Genomic DNA, 15,413 nt, shown 5'->3' with positions numbered 1-15,413 from the left:
CGCGCCGGTGGGTGCGACACCACCCGTACCCGGACCGCGCTCGAGGGCCTGAGCGCGATCGGCCCAGGCCCTCGAGGTCACGCGTTCACCCAGTCGGTCGCGCCGTGGTGGCCACCCGTGCTCAGCGGACCTGTGGCAGGACTTCGGAAGCCACCAGCTCGAGGTGGTCGATGTCGTTGAGGTCGAGCACGCGCAGGTAGGCGCGGGTGGCCCCGGCCTCGGCGAAGCGACCCAGCTTGTCGACCAGCTCGCTGGGCGTGCCGCGCCAGGCGTTGGGGTCCAGATGTTCGGTGAAGGCGTCGTCACGGGCTCGGACCTGGGCGTCGTCCTTGCCGCAGCACAGGGTCTGGATGATGGACAGGACCAGGGCGTCGCGCGGGCGGCCGGCCTCCTCGGACCGGTCGCGGACCGTCTCGTACAGGCCGGCGGCCACTTCGGGGGTGACGAACGCGGTGTTGAACTCGTCGGCGTAACGGGCGGCCAGCGCGGGGGTCTTCTTCCCGCCGGTGCCCCCGATGATGATCTTCGGCCGGGTGTCCGGCCCCGCCTTCAGCGGGGCGACCGCGCCGGTGAGCGAGTAGTGCTCGCCGGTGAAGTCGTAGGTGCCCCCTTCGGGGGTGTTCCACAGGCCGGTGACGATTTCCAGCTGCTCTTCCAGCAAGCCGAAGCGCTTCTCCGGGAACGGGATGCCGTAGGCGTGGTGCTCGTCGGCGAACCAGCCGGTGCCGATGCCGACCTCCACCCTTCCCCCCGCCATGTGGTCGACCTGGCCGACCTGGATGGCCAGCTGCCCCGGCCAGCGGAAGGTGACCGGCGTGACCAGCGTGCCGAGCTTGATCGACTCCGTCTCGCGGGCGATGCCGGCCAGGGTCACCCAGGCGTCCGACGGGCCTGGTTTGCCGTCGACGTCACCGAGCTTGAGGTAGTGGTCGGAGCGGAAGAAGGCGTCGAAGCCCAGCTGCTCGGCCGCCTGCGCGAAGCGCAGCAGCGTGGCGTACGAGGCGCCCTGGGAGGGTTCGGTGTGGATCCGGAGTTCCATCGCAGTCCTTCGTCGTCTGGGTTCGGGTTACCGCTCGTCAGGTGGCCGGGGTGGTCGAGGCCGTCAGCGCCGGCCGGTGCGCGGCGTGGGGAGGGTGTCGACCCTGGCGCGGCCCCAGGCCGCCGGGCCGCGCCCGTCGCGGGCCGGCGGCTCACCGGACAGGGTGGCCTGCTGCAAGTGCCGCAGGGCCTGTGACGGCTCCAGACCCAGGTCCTCCACGAGCCGGGTGCGCAGCCTGCTGTAGACCTCCAGCGCGGCCGCCCGCCGGCCGCAGTGGTGCAGCACGGTGATCAGCTGACCCTGCAGGTTCTCGTTGAGCGGGTACTCGGCGGCCAGTTCGGTGAGTTCGCCGAGCACCTCCTGCTCGCGGCGCAACGCGATCTTCGCCTGGACCTGGTCTTCGAGCACGCCAAGGCGCAGCTCGCGCAGGAGCTCGACCTGCACGCGCAGGATGGGGCCGGTGGCGACGTTGCCCAGCGGCATCCCGCTCCACAGCCGCGCGGCCGCGGTGAGCAGCGCGTCGGCGCGGACCGGGTCGCCCAGCGCCAGCGCCTCCCGCCCCTGACGCGCGAGCCGTTCGAACTCGTGCAGGTCGAGTTGGGCCGCCCCGGTTCGCAGCGCGTAACCCCTGCCTTCCGTCACCAGGTACTCGGAGGTGATCGTGTCCATGTCCAAGCCCAGCGCGTCCGCGAGGCAGCGGCGCAGCTGGCCGATGTAGGTCTGGGTGGTGCGCAACGCGGTCCGCGGCGGTTCGTCGTCCCACAGCTCGCGGAAGATCGACGACACCGGCACGACCTGGTCGGCGTGCACGGCGAGCAGGGCGAGGACCTGCTGGATCTTCGGCGGCGTCGGCCGCACGGAGAAACCGTCGACACGCAGGTCAAGCGGTCCGAGCACGGCCAAGCGCAGGCGGGGCGCCGTCCCGCCGCGGGTGGACCCCGCGACCTCTGCCGCGGTGTCCCGGACAGCTAGCAGCATGATGTGATCACCTCTCTGTGGGAAGCACTCGGAGGGCTCCGTGACGCGGCGACTCCGGCGGCGTCCGCGTGGTGAGCGGGGAGTGGCCCGACGTCGACGTCCGGCACCTTCGGCCCCGTCCTCACGACCGATGTCCCGAATCTGGCACGACGTCATGTCTGCGCGCTTGCGTTTCCCCTTCACCAACCGACAGTCCTGGGGAAATCGCCGAGCCGTGAGCGGTATCACAGGGCAGGTCCTGCCCGGGAGGTGGTCGATCGCGACCCCGGATGCGCGGAAGGGTGTTCAAGACCCGTCCTCGCGAACGGGTCTTGAACACCCTTCGTGCGTCTCCGGCGTTCGCCGCGACTTACGCGTTGCTGCCGGACGTGCGGTCGGCCAGGGTGGCCTCGGTCTCGCCGGTGGTGTCCTCGACCGGCGTCCGGGCGCGCAGGAGCAGGCCGACGACCACGAAGGTGACCGCGCAGAGCGCGCCCAGCACGATGACCATCCCGTGGATGCCGGTGGTGAACGCCTCCGAGGCGGCGGCGGCGAACGCGGCCTGGTCGGACGCCGGGGTCACGGTGTCGGTCGCCTTGGCCAGCTCGCCCTGGTTGAGCAGGTTGGCCAGCGCGGCCGGGTCGTCGCGGTAGGCGGAGGAGAACCCGGTGATGGAGTCGGCGACCGCGGCCTGCGTGATGCTGATCAGCACCGCGCCCGCGACACCGATCGCGACGGTCTCGCCGGCCAGGCGCACGGTGTTGAACATGCCCGCGGCCATGCCTGCCCGCGAGGACGGCACGCTGCTGACCGCCAGGCCGTCGAGCAGGCCGAACGAGATGCCGACCGCGATGCCGATCAGGGCCAGTGGCGGCAGGATCACCAGGTAGTTCTGCTTCGGCTCGATGACGACCAGCCAGAACATGCCCACCGCCACCATGGCGACGGTGGCGACGATCTGCGCCTGCGCCGAGAGCCAGCGGGTGGCGTACCCGGCGATCGACGGGAAGATCAGGGTCAGCCCGGTGAGCATGATCAGCAGCAGCCCCGCCTGCTGGGCGGACACACCGTTGACGGCCATGAAGTACGACGGCAGGTAGACCGCGAGCGGGGTGAAGCCGAAGACGACCGGGATGGTGGCCAGCGAGACGCCGACGAAGCGCGGCTGACGCAGCAGGCTCAGGTCGAACATCGGCTCGGACGAGCGCTTCTCCACGATCGTGAACGCCACGAGCATCACCGCGGACGCGACCAGGCTGCCGATGACGAGGCCGGAGCCCCAGCCCGACTGCGGACCCTGGATCAGGGCCAGGACCAGCAGCAGCAGCGCAAGGGTGAAGGTGGCCATGCCCGGCACGTCGACCTTGCGCGCGTGGGGGTTGCGCGACTCGGTCATGCCCGTCGTGGTGAACAGCACCACGGCGGTGACGATCGCGGGCAGGGCGAACACGGCGCGCCAGCCCAGGTTCGACGTCAGCACGCCGGACAGGGTGGGGCCGAACGCCAGGCCGAGGCCCACCGCGGTGCCGAACAGGCCGAACGCGCGCGCCCTGGCCGGGCCGTCGAAGGTGTCGGCCAGGATGGCCGAACCGCTGGTGGTCGCGGCGGCGGCGCCGACGCCCGCGATGGCGCGGGCGATGTCCAGCAGGGCGATCCCCGGCGCGATGGCCGACAGCAACGACCCCAGGCCGAACAGGGCGACGCCGATGCGGAACATCCGGCGGCGGCCGATGATGTCGGCGACCGAGCCGGTGGCCAGCATGAAGCCCGCGTAGGTCAGGTTGTAGCCGTTGATCACCCACTGGCCCGCGGCCAGCGAGTTGCCCAGGTCCGCGCTGATGGCCGGGACGGCCACCGCGGATCCCGCGATGGCCAGGGGGAACAGCACCACCGTCAGGCACACGGCCGTCAGCGTCAGGCCGCGCTTGGGGGCGACCGCCCCGCCGGGGGTGGACGCTAAGTCTGGCATGGGTCTTCTCCTGTCGGACGAGCGCAGGCGCTCCGCCGAGCGGCTACTATGTTTGATGTGGATCGAACAACAGCGGCAAGTGTACGATCTGGGTCGAACAATCCGCAAACGACCCGTCGCAAAGAGCGACGACCTGCGACGATCGAGCACTGCGATCCGGCGGACGTGCCGGTGCAGAAGGTCCTGCAGGCCGTGGCCGACCCGATCCGGCTGTCGCTGCTGCGCCAGCTCGCGGCCAAGGAGCCGGAGGAGATCCCCTGCGGCGTGTTCGACCTGCCGGTCGGCAAGTCGGGGTTGAGCCACCACTTCGCCGTGCTGCGCATGGCCGGGCTGCTCGAACAGCGGGACCAGGGCCAGCAGCGGCTGAACCGACTCCGCCGCGAGGAGGTCGAGGCCGCGTTCCCCGGCCTGCTCGCCCTGGTGCTGAGGGACGACGGCGACAACGCCGCACGGTCCTGACCCGGACCCGCCCGGACGTCGGGTGACGACGCCGGAGATCGTCGCCGGGACCGGCCCGTGCACCGGGTGACGACGCCGGAGACCCTCGCCGGCACCCGTCCGTGCACCGGGTGACGACGGCGCAGGTCCTCACCGCGACCGGCCCGGACGCCAGGTGACGACGGCGCACGGTCCCGACCGTGGCCGGTCCGGACGTCACTGGAAGGTGATGTGGGTCGGCTTGAGCCCCAACCTCACCCGGTCGGCCGCGTCGTCCGGGATCCCCGCGTCCGGGATGCCGTACCTGGCGGCCAGGGCGAGGAACAGCTCCACCCCCGGGTCGGGTTCCACGCGCTCCACCCGCCCGCGCAGCTCCAGGTACCGATAAGGCGACTCCGGGTCGTGCACCGCGAGTGCGGCCCGCGAGTCACGCCGCACGTTGGAGTGCTTCCGGCGGCGCGTCGACGTGGTGAACCAGCAGTACTCGCCGTCCCAGCGGAACCAGATCGGGTTGACGTTCGGTTCCCCGGACCTGCCGAGGGTGGCGAAGTGCCCGAACAGCGGTCGCTCGAGCAGGTCGAGATGACTGTCGGGGATGGTGGGCATGTGTCCTCCTGCGTCGGTCGCGGCGGATCCGGACCGTGACCAGATCGTCGGGCGGTGACGATCACCTGTCGAGGGCGCTCGTCCGAGCCTCGTGCGCTTCTCGTGCGGTCCTTGCGACCCGCTGCCTACCGTCGGTCGCACACCGACCGGGAGGAGCGACCGACCATGGGCGAGTTCAGCGGACGGGTGGCGCTGGTGACGGGCGCCGCGCGCGGTATCGGCCGGGCGCTCGCGGTGGAGTTCGCCGCCGCGGGCGCCGACGTCGTGGCGACCGACATCGTCGCCCAGGTCGATTCGGTGCCCATCGGCCTCGCGGAACCCTCGGACCTCGACCACACGCGGAAGCTGGTGGAGCAGAAGGGTTCCCGGTGCCTGACGGCCACCGTGGACGTGCGCGACGCCGACCAGGTCCGCGCGGCGTTCGACGAGGCGGTCGAGGAGTTCGGCCGCGTCGACGTGGTGTGCGCCAACGCGGGGATCTGGAGCACCGCCCCCTTGCTGGGCATGCCGGACGCCACCTGGCGTGACATGATCGACACCGACCTGACCGGCGTCTTCCACACCTTGCGCGAGGCGGCCAGGGTCATGGTCCCGCGCGAGTCCGGCCGCATAGTGGTCACCGGCTCGGTCGCGGCCCGCATGGGCACGGCCAACATGGCCCACTACACCGCGGCCAAGTGGGGCGTCATCGGCCTGGTGAAGTCCGCGGCACTCGAGTTGGCGCCGCACGGCATCACCGTCAACGTGGTGGCGCCCAGCTTCACCAACACCGCGATGATCAACAACTCGCTGAACTACCACCAGTTCAGCCCGGACGACCCCACTCCCGACGCCGCCGCGCGGGTCTGGGCGCAGCTGATGCCCATGCGCGTGCCGTACGTCGAGCCGGAGGAAGTGGCGCGCACGGCGCTCTTCCTGGCCTCCGACGCCGCCCGCCACATCAGTGCCTCCACAGTGGACATCGCGGCCGGCTGGAACGCCAACTACACGGCCTGATCGGTGCCGTGCGGGGGACGGGGGAGTCCCGCCGCACCCCTCGCACTTTCTTGAGCGGTCTTTGCGCGGCGGCTCCGAGAATCGAATCACGTCCCGCAGTTCGCGGATCCCACATCCCCGTCCGGAGGTACATCGCGATGGCCATCCCCTTGAGCGCCGCCGGTGCAGGCGTGGTCGACCTGTCGCTGGTGCACCGGTCCTCGACCGAGGAGGTCTTCCTCCGCTCGGCCCGCCGCACAGGTCTCGACCGGCACGTCGGAGCGGTTCGGCTCCCGCGGCGGCACCGCTACTTCAACGACCACCCCGACCCGCGCACCGATCCGCTGCTGCTGCTCGAGTGCTGCCGCCAGTTCGGCAGCTACCTCGCCCACACCGCCTACGACGTGCCGATGGACACCGCGTTCCTGGTCAAGGGCTGGAGCGTGGCGACGGCCGACGTGCCGCCGTCCGACCCGGACGTGGAGATCGAGGCCGAGGTCGCCGACCGGGTGATGCGCGGGGGCAACCTGCGCGCCGCGAACCTGCGCATGCGGATGACTTCGCAGGGGCGTTGGCTGGCCGACATCACCATCGCCGTCGGGTACGCCGGTCCCGAGGAGTACCGGGCGCTGCGCGCGTTGCAGCACGGCGGTGGGACCGTGCCGAACTCCGACGACCTGCCGGGTGCGACCCGCGCCGACCAGCTCGACGCCGCCGCGGCCGGACGCACCCACCAGGACAACTCGCTGCTGGCCGGCGTGCGGCGCACCGACACCGGCGGGTACGCCGAGCTGTCGGTGGACCCGCGCCACCCGACGCTGTTCGGTCACAGCAACGACCACTTCACCGCCCTCACCCTCACCGACGCCGCCCGCCAGCTCGCCATCGCCACGGGCGGCCACGCCGAGCCGCCCGCCCTGGCCGGCTTCGACTGCTCCTTCAGCCGCTTCGCCGAGCTGGACCAGCCGGTCCTGCTCACCAGCACCGCGGAGGGCGACTCGGAGGTGCGGGTGGTCGTCCGCCAGCGCGGCAGGCAGGTCGCCGACATCAGCCTCGCGTTCGCCCCGGCGGCCTCCCGCCACCAGCCCTTGGAGGTGTGACCGATGCAGCAGATCTCCGCCATCTGGACCGACTTCGGCGGGGTGCTCACCCCGCCGGTCGCCGACGACGTCGCCGTGTTCTGCGCCCGCATGGGGATGACCCCCGAGCAGTTCATCGCGGCCGAGGTCGCCGTAGGCAGGCGTTACGGGGTGGACGCCATGGCGCCGTTGGACACACCGCTGATCACCGAGGACGAGTGGGCCGCGCAGGTGCAGCAGGTGCTCGCCGAGGAGCACGGCGTCGAGGTGGACCTGTCCGACTTCGGCACGAAGTGGTTCACCGACCGTTCCGGCAACCCCGAGTGGGAGGGCTGGCTGCGCGCCCACCACGGCGAGGTGTTCATCGGCTTGCTGTCGAACATGCCGCCCGCCTGGGACGCGCACTGGCGCAGGCTGGTGCCGCCCGCCGGCCTGTTCGACGAGCTGGTCATGTCCTTCGAGGTCGGGTGCCGCAAGCCGAGCCCGGAGATCTTCGAGCTGGCCGCGGGCCTGGCCGGCGCGCCGCCGGAGGAGTGCGTGCTCGTCGACGACCTGGAGAAGAACTGCGAGGGAGCGCGTGCCGCGGGCTGGCAGGCGGTGCACTTCACCAAGCCGTCCGACGCCATCGACTACATCACCCCGCGCCTGGTCGCGCCGCAGGTCGGGGTGACCGGGCGATGAGACCGGGCATCCCGCTGGGGCTGGCCGGGATCGCCGCCCACCTGCCGGCCGCGGTCGAGACCGCCGACGCCGCGGTCGCCGACGGCCGCATCGACCCGGCCACGGCCGCGGACCTGGGCTACGCCGCCGTCACGGTGTCCGAGGACCTGGCCGCCCCGGAGATGGCCGCGCTCGCCGGGCGGGCCGCGCTCGCCGCCGCCGGGACCGACCCGGCCGAGCTGTCGCTGGTGCTGCACTCGTGGATGTACCACCAAGGCCACGACGTCTGGTCGCCACCGCACTACCTGGCCCGCGAGCTCGGGGCCGTCAACGCGCACCCCGTCGGCGTGCAGCAGGTGTGCAACGGCTCGGCCGCCGCCTTGTCGTTCGCCGTGGCGTGGTTGGACAGCGGACGGCCCGGCCCGGTCCTGCTGACGTCCGCGGACCGGTTCGGCGCACCGGAGTTCGAGCGCTGGACCGCCGACTACTCACTGGCCTACGGCGACAGCGCCACCGCCGCGGTCGTCGCGCCGCTGGACCCGCGCCACCGGGTGGAGCTGCTGTCCGTGGCGCTCGCCGATGCCCCGGAGCTGGAGCTGATGCACCGCGGTGACCGCCCGTTCGGTCGCGCGCCGCTGGCGACCGGCGGGAAGGTCGACGTGCGCGGCGCGAAGAAGCAGTACCTGGCCGCGCACGGCAAGGAAATCTTCACCAAGGTCAACCGGGAACGGCTGCGCGAGGTGCTCGCCACGGCCATGTCCGAGGCCGGCGCGGGTCGCGGCGAGGTGTCCTGGGTGGCGCTGCCGCGCTTGGGCTCGACGATCCTGCGCGAGGTCTACGAGCCGCTGGTCACCGAGCTGTGCGCGGCCCCGGTGCGGGTCACCGGCCGCCGGACCGGGCACCTCGGCCCCGGCGACGTGTTCGCCACCGTCGCCGAGCTGGCCGACGACCTGGCCCCGGGCCGGGTCGGGTTGGTCCTCAACGCGGGCGCGGGCTTCAGCTTCTCCTGCATCGCCCTGCGCGGACGGGGAGGTGCGGCATGACCGTGCTGATCGTCGGTGGCGGGCCGGTGGGGCTCGTGCTCGGCTGCGAGCTGCGCCGGCGCGGCGTCCAGGTCCGCCTCGTCGACGCCGAGCGCCGCTTCACCCGGCACTCGCGGGCCAACGTGCTGTGGCCGCGCATCCTCGAACTGCTCGACCGCCTCCAGGTCGGCCCGGCGCTGGCCGAGCGGGGGCACGCGGTCGGCGGGGTCGGCTACTTCTCCGCGGGCCGACGCATCGGCGATGTCCGGGTCGACGCGCCCTACTCCGCCCACCGCCATGCCCTGGTGATCTCGCAGAACGACACCGAGGAGGTGCTGCGCGCCCGGTTCGCCGAGCTGGGCGGGCACGTCGAGAGCGGGGTGCGGCTGACCGCGCTCACCGAGGCGCCCGCCGCGGTGTCCGCGACCCTGACCCACGTCGACGGCACCACCGAGCAGGTCGAGGTGGACTGGCTGGTCGGCGCCGACGGCGCGCACAGCCCGACCCGCGAGATGCTCGGCATCCCGTTCGAGGGAGACCTGGTCGACGTCAGCTTCGCCGTCGCCGACGCTCCCCTCACCGGCGCGCCGCCGGAGGACATGACCTACTACTGCTACTCGCCCGAGGGAGGGCTCGCGCTCGGGCCGTTCGGCGGCGGCGTGTGGCGGTTGGCGATCACCGTGCCCCATTCGCCGGACGGCGCGCCCCCGGCCAGGGAGGTGTTCCAGCAGGCGCTCGACGACCGCGCGCCCGGCTCCCCCCGGCTGGGCGAGCTGCGCTGGAGCGCCGTGTTCCGCGCCCGCTGCCGCATCGCGGCCCGGTTCCGCCAGAACCGCTGCCTGCTCGCCGGCGACGCCGCGCACGTGCTGAGCCCGGCGGGCGGCCAAGGCATGAACACCGGCATCCAGGACGCGGTCAACCTCGGCTGGCGGCTCGCGGGCGTCGTGCTCGGAGAGCTGGACGAGCGCGTGCTCGACCACTACGCGGAGGAACGGCTCGCCGCCGCGCGCGCCGTCGCGGCCACCACGACCGCGCAGACCAAGTGGGGCATGGTGTCCGGTCCGTGGCAGGTCGGACTGCGTGACGCCCTGTTCACCCTCGCTCACCGCAGCGGCTTGCTGCGCACCGCCGTGGCGCCGATCGTGAGCCAGCTCGGCGTCGACTACCGGGGGACCGGGGCGGTCCGGGGACGGCGCGGCGGGCGCCGGCTGCCCGTGCCGCTCGGAGGCGGTCCCGGCGCGCTGCACCCGGATCGGCCGACGGTCCTGGTCTGGGGTGGGTTGTTCGGCTCGCGCACCGCCCCGGACGTCCTGCGCGGCGCGGTGGCGGACCGGGCCGCGGTCCTCACCGACCCCGCCACACCCCGGCGCGTGCTGCTGCGCGCGCTCGGCCCACGTCCGGCGCTCGTCGTGCTGCGCCCGGACGGCCACATCACCGCCTGCACCCGCCCCGGCGACCGCACCGGGTTGCGCGCCGCCCTGGAGCTGGCGGCGCCCACACCGACCGCCATCAAGATCGAAGGGAGCACGCCGTGGACAGCGCGGCGCGAGACGGCACCCGACAGCGGAGCGGTCCGATGACCGCCGCGGTGCTCGCCGGGATCGGCGCCTACACCCCGCCGACCGTGGTGACCAACGGCGACCTGGCCGAGGTGCTCGACACCAGCGACGAATGGATCTCCAGCCGCACCGGCATCCGGCAGCGGTACGTGCTGACTCCCGGCCAGGGGGTCGGCGACCTCGCCGTCGAGGCGGGCAGGAGGGCGCTGGAATCGGCCGAGGAGACCGCGGGCGCCGCGCCGGTGGTCGACCTGGTGCTGGTGGCCACCACGACACCCGACCGCCCGTGCCCGGCGACCGCCCCTTGGGTCGCCTCCGAGCTGGGCCTGACCGGTGTGGCCGCGATGGACGTCAACGCCGTGTGCACCGGCTTCCTCTACGCGCTGGCCACGGGCGTCGGGCAGATCGCCGCCGGTCTTTCGCGCGGGGTGCTGGTGATCGGCGCCGACGCCTTCTCCACCATCCTCGACCCCCGCGACCGCACGACGCGCGCGGTGTTCGGCGACGGGGCGGGCGCGGTGCTGCTGCGCCGGGGCGAGCCGGACGAGCCCGGCGCGATCGGCACGTTCGACCTGGGAAGCGACGGCGGCGGGGTCGACCTGATCACCGTGCGGGGCGGTGGTTCCCGCCAGCGCTCCAGCCCGGAACCGGTCGACCCGAGCAGCAGGTACTTCACCATGCAGGGCCGTGAGGTCTTCATGCAGGCCGTGCTGCGCATGGCCGAGTCCTCCCGGGCGGTGCTGGCCCGCAGCGGCATCCAGGTGTCCGACGTGGACCGGGTGGTCGGCCACCAGGCGAACACCCGCATCCTGATGGCGCTGGCCGACCAGCTGGACCTGCCCGCGGACCGGGTCGTGTCCAACATCCACCGGGTCGGCAACACCGCCGCGGCCTCCATCCCGCTCGCACTGGCCGACGCCGCGGTCGACCAGACCATCCACAAGGGGCACACCGTGCTGCTGACCGCGTTCGGCGGCGGCACGACCTGGGGCGCCACCGCCCTGGAGTGGCCCGATGTCGTCGCCGTCGCCGACGCCACCCGTCCGCAAGCCACCGTCGACACCGCAGAGGAGCCGTCATGACCACGTTCGTCCAAGACCTGGCCACCATCCTGTCCGACCGCTTCGGCGTGCCCACCGAGGAGTTCGCCGAGGACCGCCCGATGACCGAGTTCGGCATCGACTCGCTGGTCGCGGTGGAACTGGCCCTGTTCCTGCAGAAGAGCCTGGGCATCGAGCTGGCCCCGGGCGACATCTCCGCCGAGCAGACCCCGCTGGAGATCAAGGCGTTGGTGCGGAGCAAGGGGGCGGACGTCCAGTGAACGCCGACGACGTCGTGGTCACCGGGCTGGGGCTGATCAGCCCCGCGGGCATCGGGGTGGCCGACAACTGGAAGGGCGTGCTCTCCGGCCGTTCGGCGGCGGCCTCGGACCCGGAGCTGGCCGGCCTCCCGGTCGACTTCAGCTGCCGGGTTCCCGGTTTCGACATCACCGACCACCTCGACCGCCGGGTCGCCTTCAAGCTCGACCGGGCGACCCAGCTCGCCGTGGTCGCGGCCAGGGAAGCCGTCGCGGACGCGGGGTTGGACCCGCGGTCGTGGGACGGCGCCAGGGTCGCCGTCGTGCTCGGCACGTCCATGGGCGGTGTGGGGAGCATGGAGCGCGAGCACGCCAAGATGCTCCAGGAAGGCCACTCCTGGGTGTCCCCGCTGGTCTGGGTGATGTCGCCGGTCAACATGATCCCGGCCGCGGTCGCCATGGACCTGGGCGCCCGGGGGCCGAACCTGTGCGCCGCCACCGCCTGCGCCTCCGGCCCGACCGCCGTGGGCACCGCGCGCCAACTGCTGCGCGCGGGCATGTGCGACATCGCCATCGCGGGTGCCGCCGACGCACCGCTGACCAGGATGACCATGGCCGGCCTCGCCCAGATGGGCGCGCTGTCGACCAGGGCGGACGACATCGCCGCGGCGTCACGGCCCTTCGACCGGCACCGCGACGGCATGGTCGTGGCCGAGGCCGCCGGGGTGCTGGTGCTGGAGCGCTCGGCCGACGCCGGTGCGCGCGGCGCCCGCGTGCGCGCCAAGGTGGCGGGCTACGGCGCCACCTGCGACGCGCACCACCTGTCCGCGCCGGACCCGTCGGGCCGTGCGGTGGAGGCCGCGTTGCGCCAGGCGCTGACCGACGCGGACCTGTCCCCGCAGGACATCGACCACGTCAACGCGCACGGTTCGTCGACGCCGCTCAACGACGTCACCGAAGCGCGCGTCGTGCGCCGCGTGCTCGGCGACAGGGCGTTGGTGACCTCCACCAAGGGCGTCACCGGGCACGCGCTCGGCGCCGCGGGCGCCATCGAGGCCGCCTACACCGTGCTCGCGTTGCAGGAGGACACCGTGCCGCCCACCGCCAACCTCGACGCCCTCGACGAGGAGGTCGAGCTGGACGTGGTGGCCAAGGAGCCCAGGACCGCGCCGCTGCGCGCGGCGGTCACCAACTCGTTCGGCTTCGGCGGGCAGAACGGCGTCCTCGTGCTGACGGCCCCCTGAGCGACAGGAGTACGCGAATGAGCAGATCGGTGCTGGTCACAGGTGGCAACCGGGGGCTGGGGCTGGCCATCGCCCGGCGGTTCGCCCGCAACGGCGACAAGGTCTCGGTCACCCACCGCGACAGCCCGCCGCCGGACGACCTGTTCGGCGTCCGGTGCGAGGTCACCGACACCGCGTCGGTGCAGTCGGCCTTCGACGCCGTCGAGGCCCAGCACGGCCCGGTCGAGGTGCTCGTGGCCAACGCCGGGATCACCCGTGACGCGCTGTCGATCGCCATGACCGACGAGGAGTTCGACGACGTGGTGGCGACCAACCTGGGCGGCGTCTTCCGGGTGGCGCGCCGAGCGGGCGCGGGCATGCTCGCCGCCCGTCGCGGCGCGATGGTGTTCGTGTCCTCGGCGGTCGGCATGCTCGGCGCGGCCGGACAGGTCAACTACACCTCCGCCAAGACCGGACTGGTCGGCATGGCCCGTTCGCTGGCCAGGGAGCTGGGGCCGCGAGGCATCACCGTCAACGTCGTGGCCCCCGGCCTGGTGGAGACCGACATGGGCTCGACGATCACCGCGAAGCGCCGCGAGGAGCTGATCACGGGCACGCCGCTGGGCCGGTCCGGCACGCCCGAGGAGATCGCCGACGCCGTGCTGTTCCTGGCCGGGAACGGCTTCGTCACCGGGGCCGTGCTCCCGGTGTCCGGTGGCCTGGGCATGGGCCACTGACCCGGCGCTCGGCGGCCGGTCGGTCGTCCGCCGAGCGACCACCGACCACCGATGCCCACACTGAGGGGGAGGTCCGACGCCCATGGCGCTCGACCCGCACATCAAGCAGTTCATCGCCGACGCCCCGGAGGGCGAAGTCGACTTCGGCACGTTCACCGTCGACCAGGTCCGCACCGCGGTGGACGGCTGGCTCGACGTCGCGGGCGCGGGCGCGCCGCTGCCCGAGGTCCGCGACCTGAGCATCCCCGGTCCCGCCGGACCGGTCGCGGCGCGGCTGTACCACCCCGACCCCGAACAGGCCCTGCCGCTGCTGGTGTTCGTCGTCGGTGGTGGCTTCGTGGCGAACTCGCTGGAGGTCGAGGACACCCCCGTCCGCCAGCTCGCGCTGCTGTCGGAGTGCGCGGTGCTGGCCGTGCGCGCCCGCAACGCTCCCGAGCACCCGTACCCCGCGCCGATCCTGGACACCGCCGCCGCGCTGGAGTGGGCCCTGGGGCACGCGCGGGAGCTGGGCGCGGACCCCGACACCGCCGGGGTGGGCGGGCACAGCTCCGGCGGCGCCCTGGCCGTCTCGGCACTGCTGAGGCTGCCCCCGCACCTGGTGTCGCGGTTCAGCCTGCTCGCGCTGGTCACGCCGTCCCTGGGCGCGGACTTCCGCACGCTGTCCTACGAGCGCTACGCCGACGGCTACCCGCTGACGCGCACCAACGCGACCTGGTTCTGGCGGCAGTACCTCGGCGACCGCCTGGACACCCCGCCGGTGGACGCCACGCCGTCGGTCGCGCCGGGCGTCGAGAGGTTGCCGGCCGGCCTGTTCTCGTTGGCCGAGTACGACGTCCTGCACGACGAGGCGGCGTTGCTGGCCAAGCGGATGGACGAGGCGGGGGTGCCGGTGACGGTGCTGCCGGGCCAGGGCCTGACCCACGGCTTCTTCTACATGGACCGGCTCAGCCCGGCGGCCGCGTCGGCCAACCAGCGCTTCGCCCGCCGGGTCGGCCGACTGCTGCGCGGCTCGTGACACCGCGTTGCGCGCTCCTCGGCAGGGTCCGCGTCACCGTCGGCGACGTGGACCCCGCCGAACGCGTGATCGGTGCGGGGAAGCTGCGCCTGCTGCTGGCCGCGCTGGTCCTGCGCGCCCCGGAACCGGTCACCTCCGCGCAGCTGGTCGCAGAGCTGTGGGGAGGTCGTCCGCCTCGCAGCGCCCAAGGCGCTCTGCACGTCCACGTGGCGCGGTTGCGGGTCCTGCTGGACCCGTTGGTGGTGCACACGGTCCCGGGCGGGTACCGGCTCGACGTGCTCGACACCGACTTGTCGTTCTTCAGGGCGCACGTGGCCGCCGCGGTGTCGGCGGACCGTGCCGGAGACCCGGTGTCGGCCCTGGCGGAGGCCCGCAACGCCCTCGCCCTCGGCCGTCCCGGCTGGCTGCCCTGCGAGGGACCGCTGCTGCGCGGAGCCGCCGACCTCGTCGACGGCTCACGCCGCCGCGCGCTGGAGATCGTCGCCGACTCTCTGGTGACGTTGGGCCGTGCCCGCGAGGCGCTGTCGCTGATGACGGCCGCCGTCGACACCGAGCCGCTGCACGAGCCGTTCCACCTGCGCCTGATGCGCGCGCTGCGGGCCGCCAAGCGTCCCGGCGAGGCGTTGATGGCCTACCGGGAGGCGGAACGGCTCCTCGCCTCCGAACTGGGCGTGGAACCCGGCCCAGCGCTGCGCCGCGAACGCGACCACATCCTCAACCCCTGACCGCCCGCACGCGCAAGCGCCCCACGGGAGTGTTCGTCCTGTGGGGCGCTTGTCGTCGTGCGCGAGCCGCGGGAGAGTTCGCCCTCCCGGCGCGCTTGTCGTTACGTGCAAG

Annotated in this window: 16 protein-coding genes; 12 read left to right on the top strand and 4 right to left on the bottom strand. The window is 73.0% G+C overall.

The genetic code is table 11. From position 1 onward, the window contains the following. Positions 1–121 precede the first annotated feature (121 nt). From LZG04_RS16345 to LZG04_RS16335, 3 genes are all read right to left on the bottom strand, one after another. Complete coding sequence (locus LZG04_RS16345; protein WP_233817804.1) at positions 122–1,039, bottom strand: TIGR03560 family F420-dependent LLM class oxidoreductase; 918 nt, start codon at positions 1,037–1,039, stop codon at positions 122–124. Positions 1,040–1,102: 63 nt separating this feature from the next. Continuing rightward, positions 1,103–2,017 (bottom strand): AfsR/SARP family transcriptional regulator, encoded by a 915-nt coding sequence (locus LZG04_RS16340; RefSeq protein ID WP_233817803.1) that lies wholly within the window; start codon positions 2,015–2,017, stop codon positions 1,103–1,105. 349 nt (positions 2,018–2,366) lie between these two features. Next, positions 2,367–3,965 (bottom strand): MFS transporter, encoded by a 1,599-nt coding sequence (locus LZG04_RS16335; protein WP_233817802.1) that lies wholly within the window; start codon positions 3,963–3,965, stop codon positions 2,367–2,369. A gap of 171 nt (positions 3,966–4,136) precedes the next feature. Between LZG04_RS16335 and LZG04_RS16330 the strand changes: the two genes are divergently transcribed. Next, positions 4,137–4,424, top strand: coding sequence for a helix-turn-helix domain-containing protein (locus LZG04_RS16330; RefSeq protein WP_308199127.1), 288 nt, complete (start codon positions 4,137–4,139; stop codon positions 4,422–4,424). Between the two features lie 195 nt (positions 4,425–4,619). Here LZG04_RS16330 and LZG04_RS16325 read toward each other — a convergent pair whose 3' ends face one another. Continuing rightward, complete coding sequence (locus tag LZG04_RS16325; protein WP_233817800.1) at positions 4,620–5,009, bottom strand: PPOX class F420-dependent oxidoreductase; 390 nt, start codon at positions 5,007–5,009, stop codon at positions 4,620–4,622. 165 nt (positions 5,010–5,174) lie between these two features. Between LZG04_RS16325 and LZG04_RS16320 the strand changes: the two genes are divergently transcribed. The 11 genes from LZG04_RS16320 (at position 5,175) to LZG04_RS16270 (ending at position 15,301) form a co-directional block, all read left to right on the top strand. Then, positions 5,175–6,005: a mycofactocin-coupled SDR family oxidoreductase gene (locus LZG04_RS16320; RefSeq protein WP_233817799.1), complete on the top strand. Its 831-nt coding sequence runs from the start codon at positions 5,175–5,177 to the stop codon at positions 6,003–6,005. Between the two features lie 137 nt (positions 6,006–6,142). Continuing rightward, entirely contained in the window at positions 6,143–7,084 is a 942-nt protein-coding gene (locus LZG04_RS16315; protein WP_233817798.1) for an AfsA-related hotdog domain-containing protein, read from the top strand. A 3-nt stretch (positions 7,085–7,087) separates the two neighbouring features. Beyond that, the gene (locus LZG04_RS16310; RefSeq protein ID WP_233817797.1) at positions 7,088–7,744 is read left to right on the top strand and encodes an HAD-IA family hydrolase; all 657 of its coding nucleotides are present in this window, start codon (positions 7,088–7,090) and stop codon (positions 7,742–7,744) included. Then, the gene (locus LZG04_RS16305) at positions 7,741–8,766 is read left to right on the top strand and encodes a 3-oxoacyl-ACP synthase (protein WP_233817796.1); all 1,026 of its coding nucleotides are present in this window, start codon (positions 7,741–7,743) and stop codon (positions 8,764–8,766) included. Before LZG04_RS16310 ends, LZG04_RS16305 begins: the two co-directional genes overlap by 4 nt. After that, positions 8,763–10,325 carry an FAD-dependent monooxygenase gene (locus tag LZG04_RS16300; protein WP_233817795.1) on the top strand — a complete coding sequence of 521 codons (1,563 nt, stop codon included), beginning with the start codon at positions 8,763–8,765 and terminating at the stop codon, positions 10,323–10,325. The genes LZG04_RS16305 and LZG04_RS16300 overlap by 4 nt, the downstream gene beginning before the upstream one ends. After that, a complete protein-coding gene (locus LZG04_RS16295; RefSeq protein ID WP_233817794.1) occupies positions 10,322–11,386 on the top strand; it encodes a beta-ketoacyl-ACP synthase III in 1,065 nt (354 codons plus the stop codon). The genes LZG04_RS16300 and LZG04_RS16295 overlap by 4 nt, the downstream gene beginning before the upstream one ends. After that, positions 11,383–11,625, top strand: a complete 243-nt coding sequence (locus LZG04_RS16290; protein ID WP_233817792.1) for an acyl carrier protein — start codon at positions 11,383–11,385, stop codon at positions 11,623–11,625. The genes LZG04_RS16295 and LZG04_RS16290 overlap by 4 nt, the downstream gene beginning before the upstream one ends. Further along, positions 11,622–12,845: a beta-ketoacyl synthase gene (locus LZG04_RS16285; RefSeq protein WP_233817790.1), complete on the top strand. Its 1,224-nt coding sequence runs from the start codon at positions 11,622–11,624 to the stop codon at positions 12,843–12,845. Before LZG04_RS16290 ends, LZG04_RS16285 begins: the two co-directional genes overlap by 4 nt. Before the next feature lie 17 nt (positions 12,846–12,862). After that, positions 12,863–13,561 (top strand): SDR family oxidoreductase, encoded by a 699-nt coding sequence (locus tag LZG04_RS16280; RefSeq protein WP_233817788.1) that lies wholly within the window; start codon positions 12,863–12,865, stop codon positions 13,559–13,561. Between the two features lie 82 nt (positions 13,562–13,643). Continuing rightward, positions 13,644–14,576 carry an alpha/beta hydrolase gene (locus LZG04_RS16275; protein ID WP_233817786.1) on the top strand — a complete coding sequence of 311 codons (933 nt, stop codon included), beginning with the start codon at positions 13,644–13,646 and terminating at the stop codon, positions 14,574–14,576. A gap of 47 nt (positions 14,577–14,623) precedes the next feature. After that, positions 14,624–15,301: an AfsR/SARP family transcriptional regulator gene (locus LZG04_RS16270; protein WP_233817784.1), complete on the top strand. Its 678-nt coding sequence runs from the start codon at positions 14,624–14,626 to the stop codon at positions 15,299–15,301. Positions 15,302–15,413 lie beyond the last annotated feature (112 nt).

It is taken from the genome of Saccharothrix sp. S26 (genome assembly GCF_021390395.1).
Lineage (GTDB): Bacteria > Actinomycetota > Actinomycetes > Mycobacteriales > Pseudonocardiaceae > Actinosynnema.
Note: the sequence above shows the minus strand (reverse complement) of the source record. Positions and strands in the feature narration are given on the sequence as shown.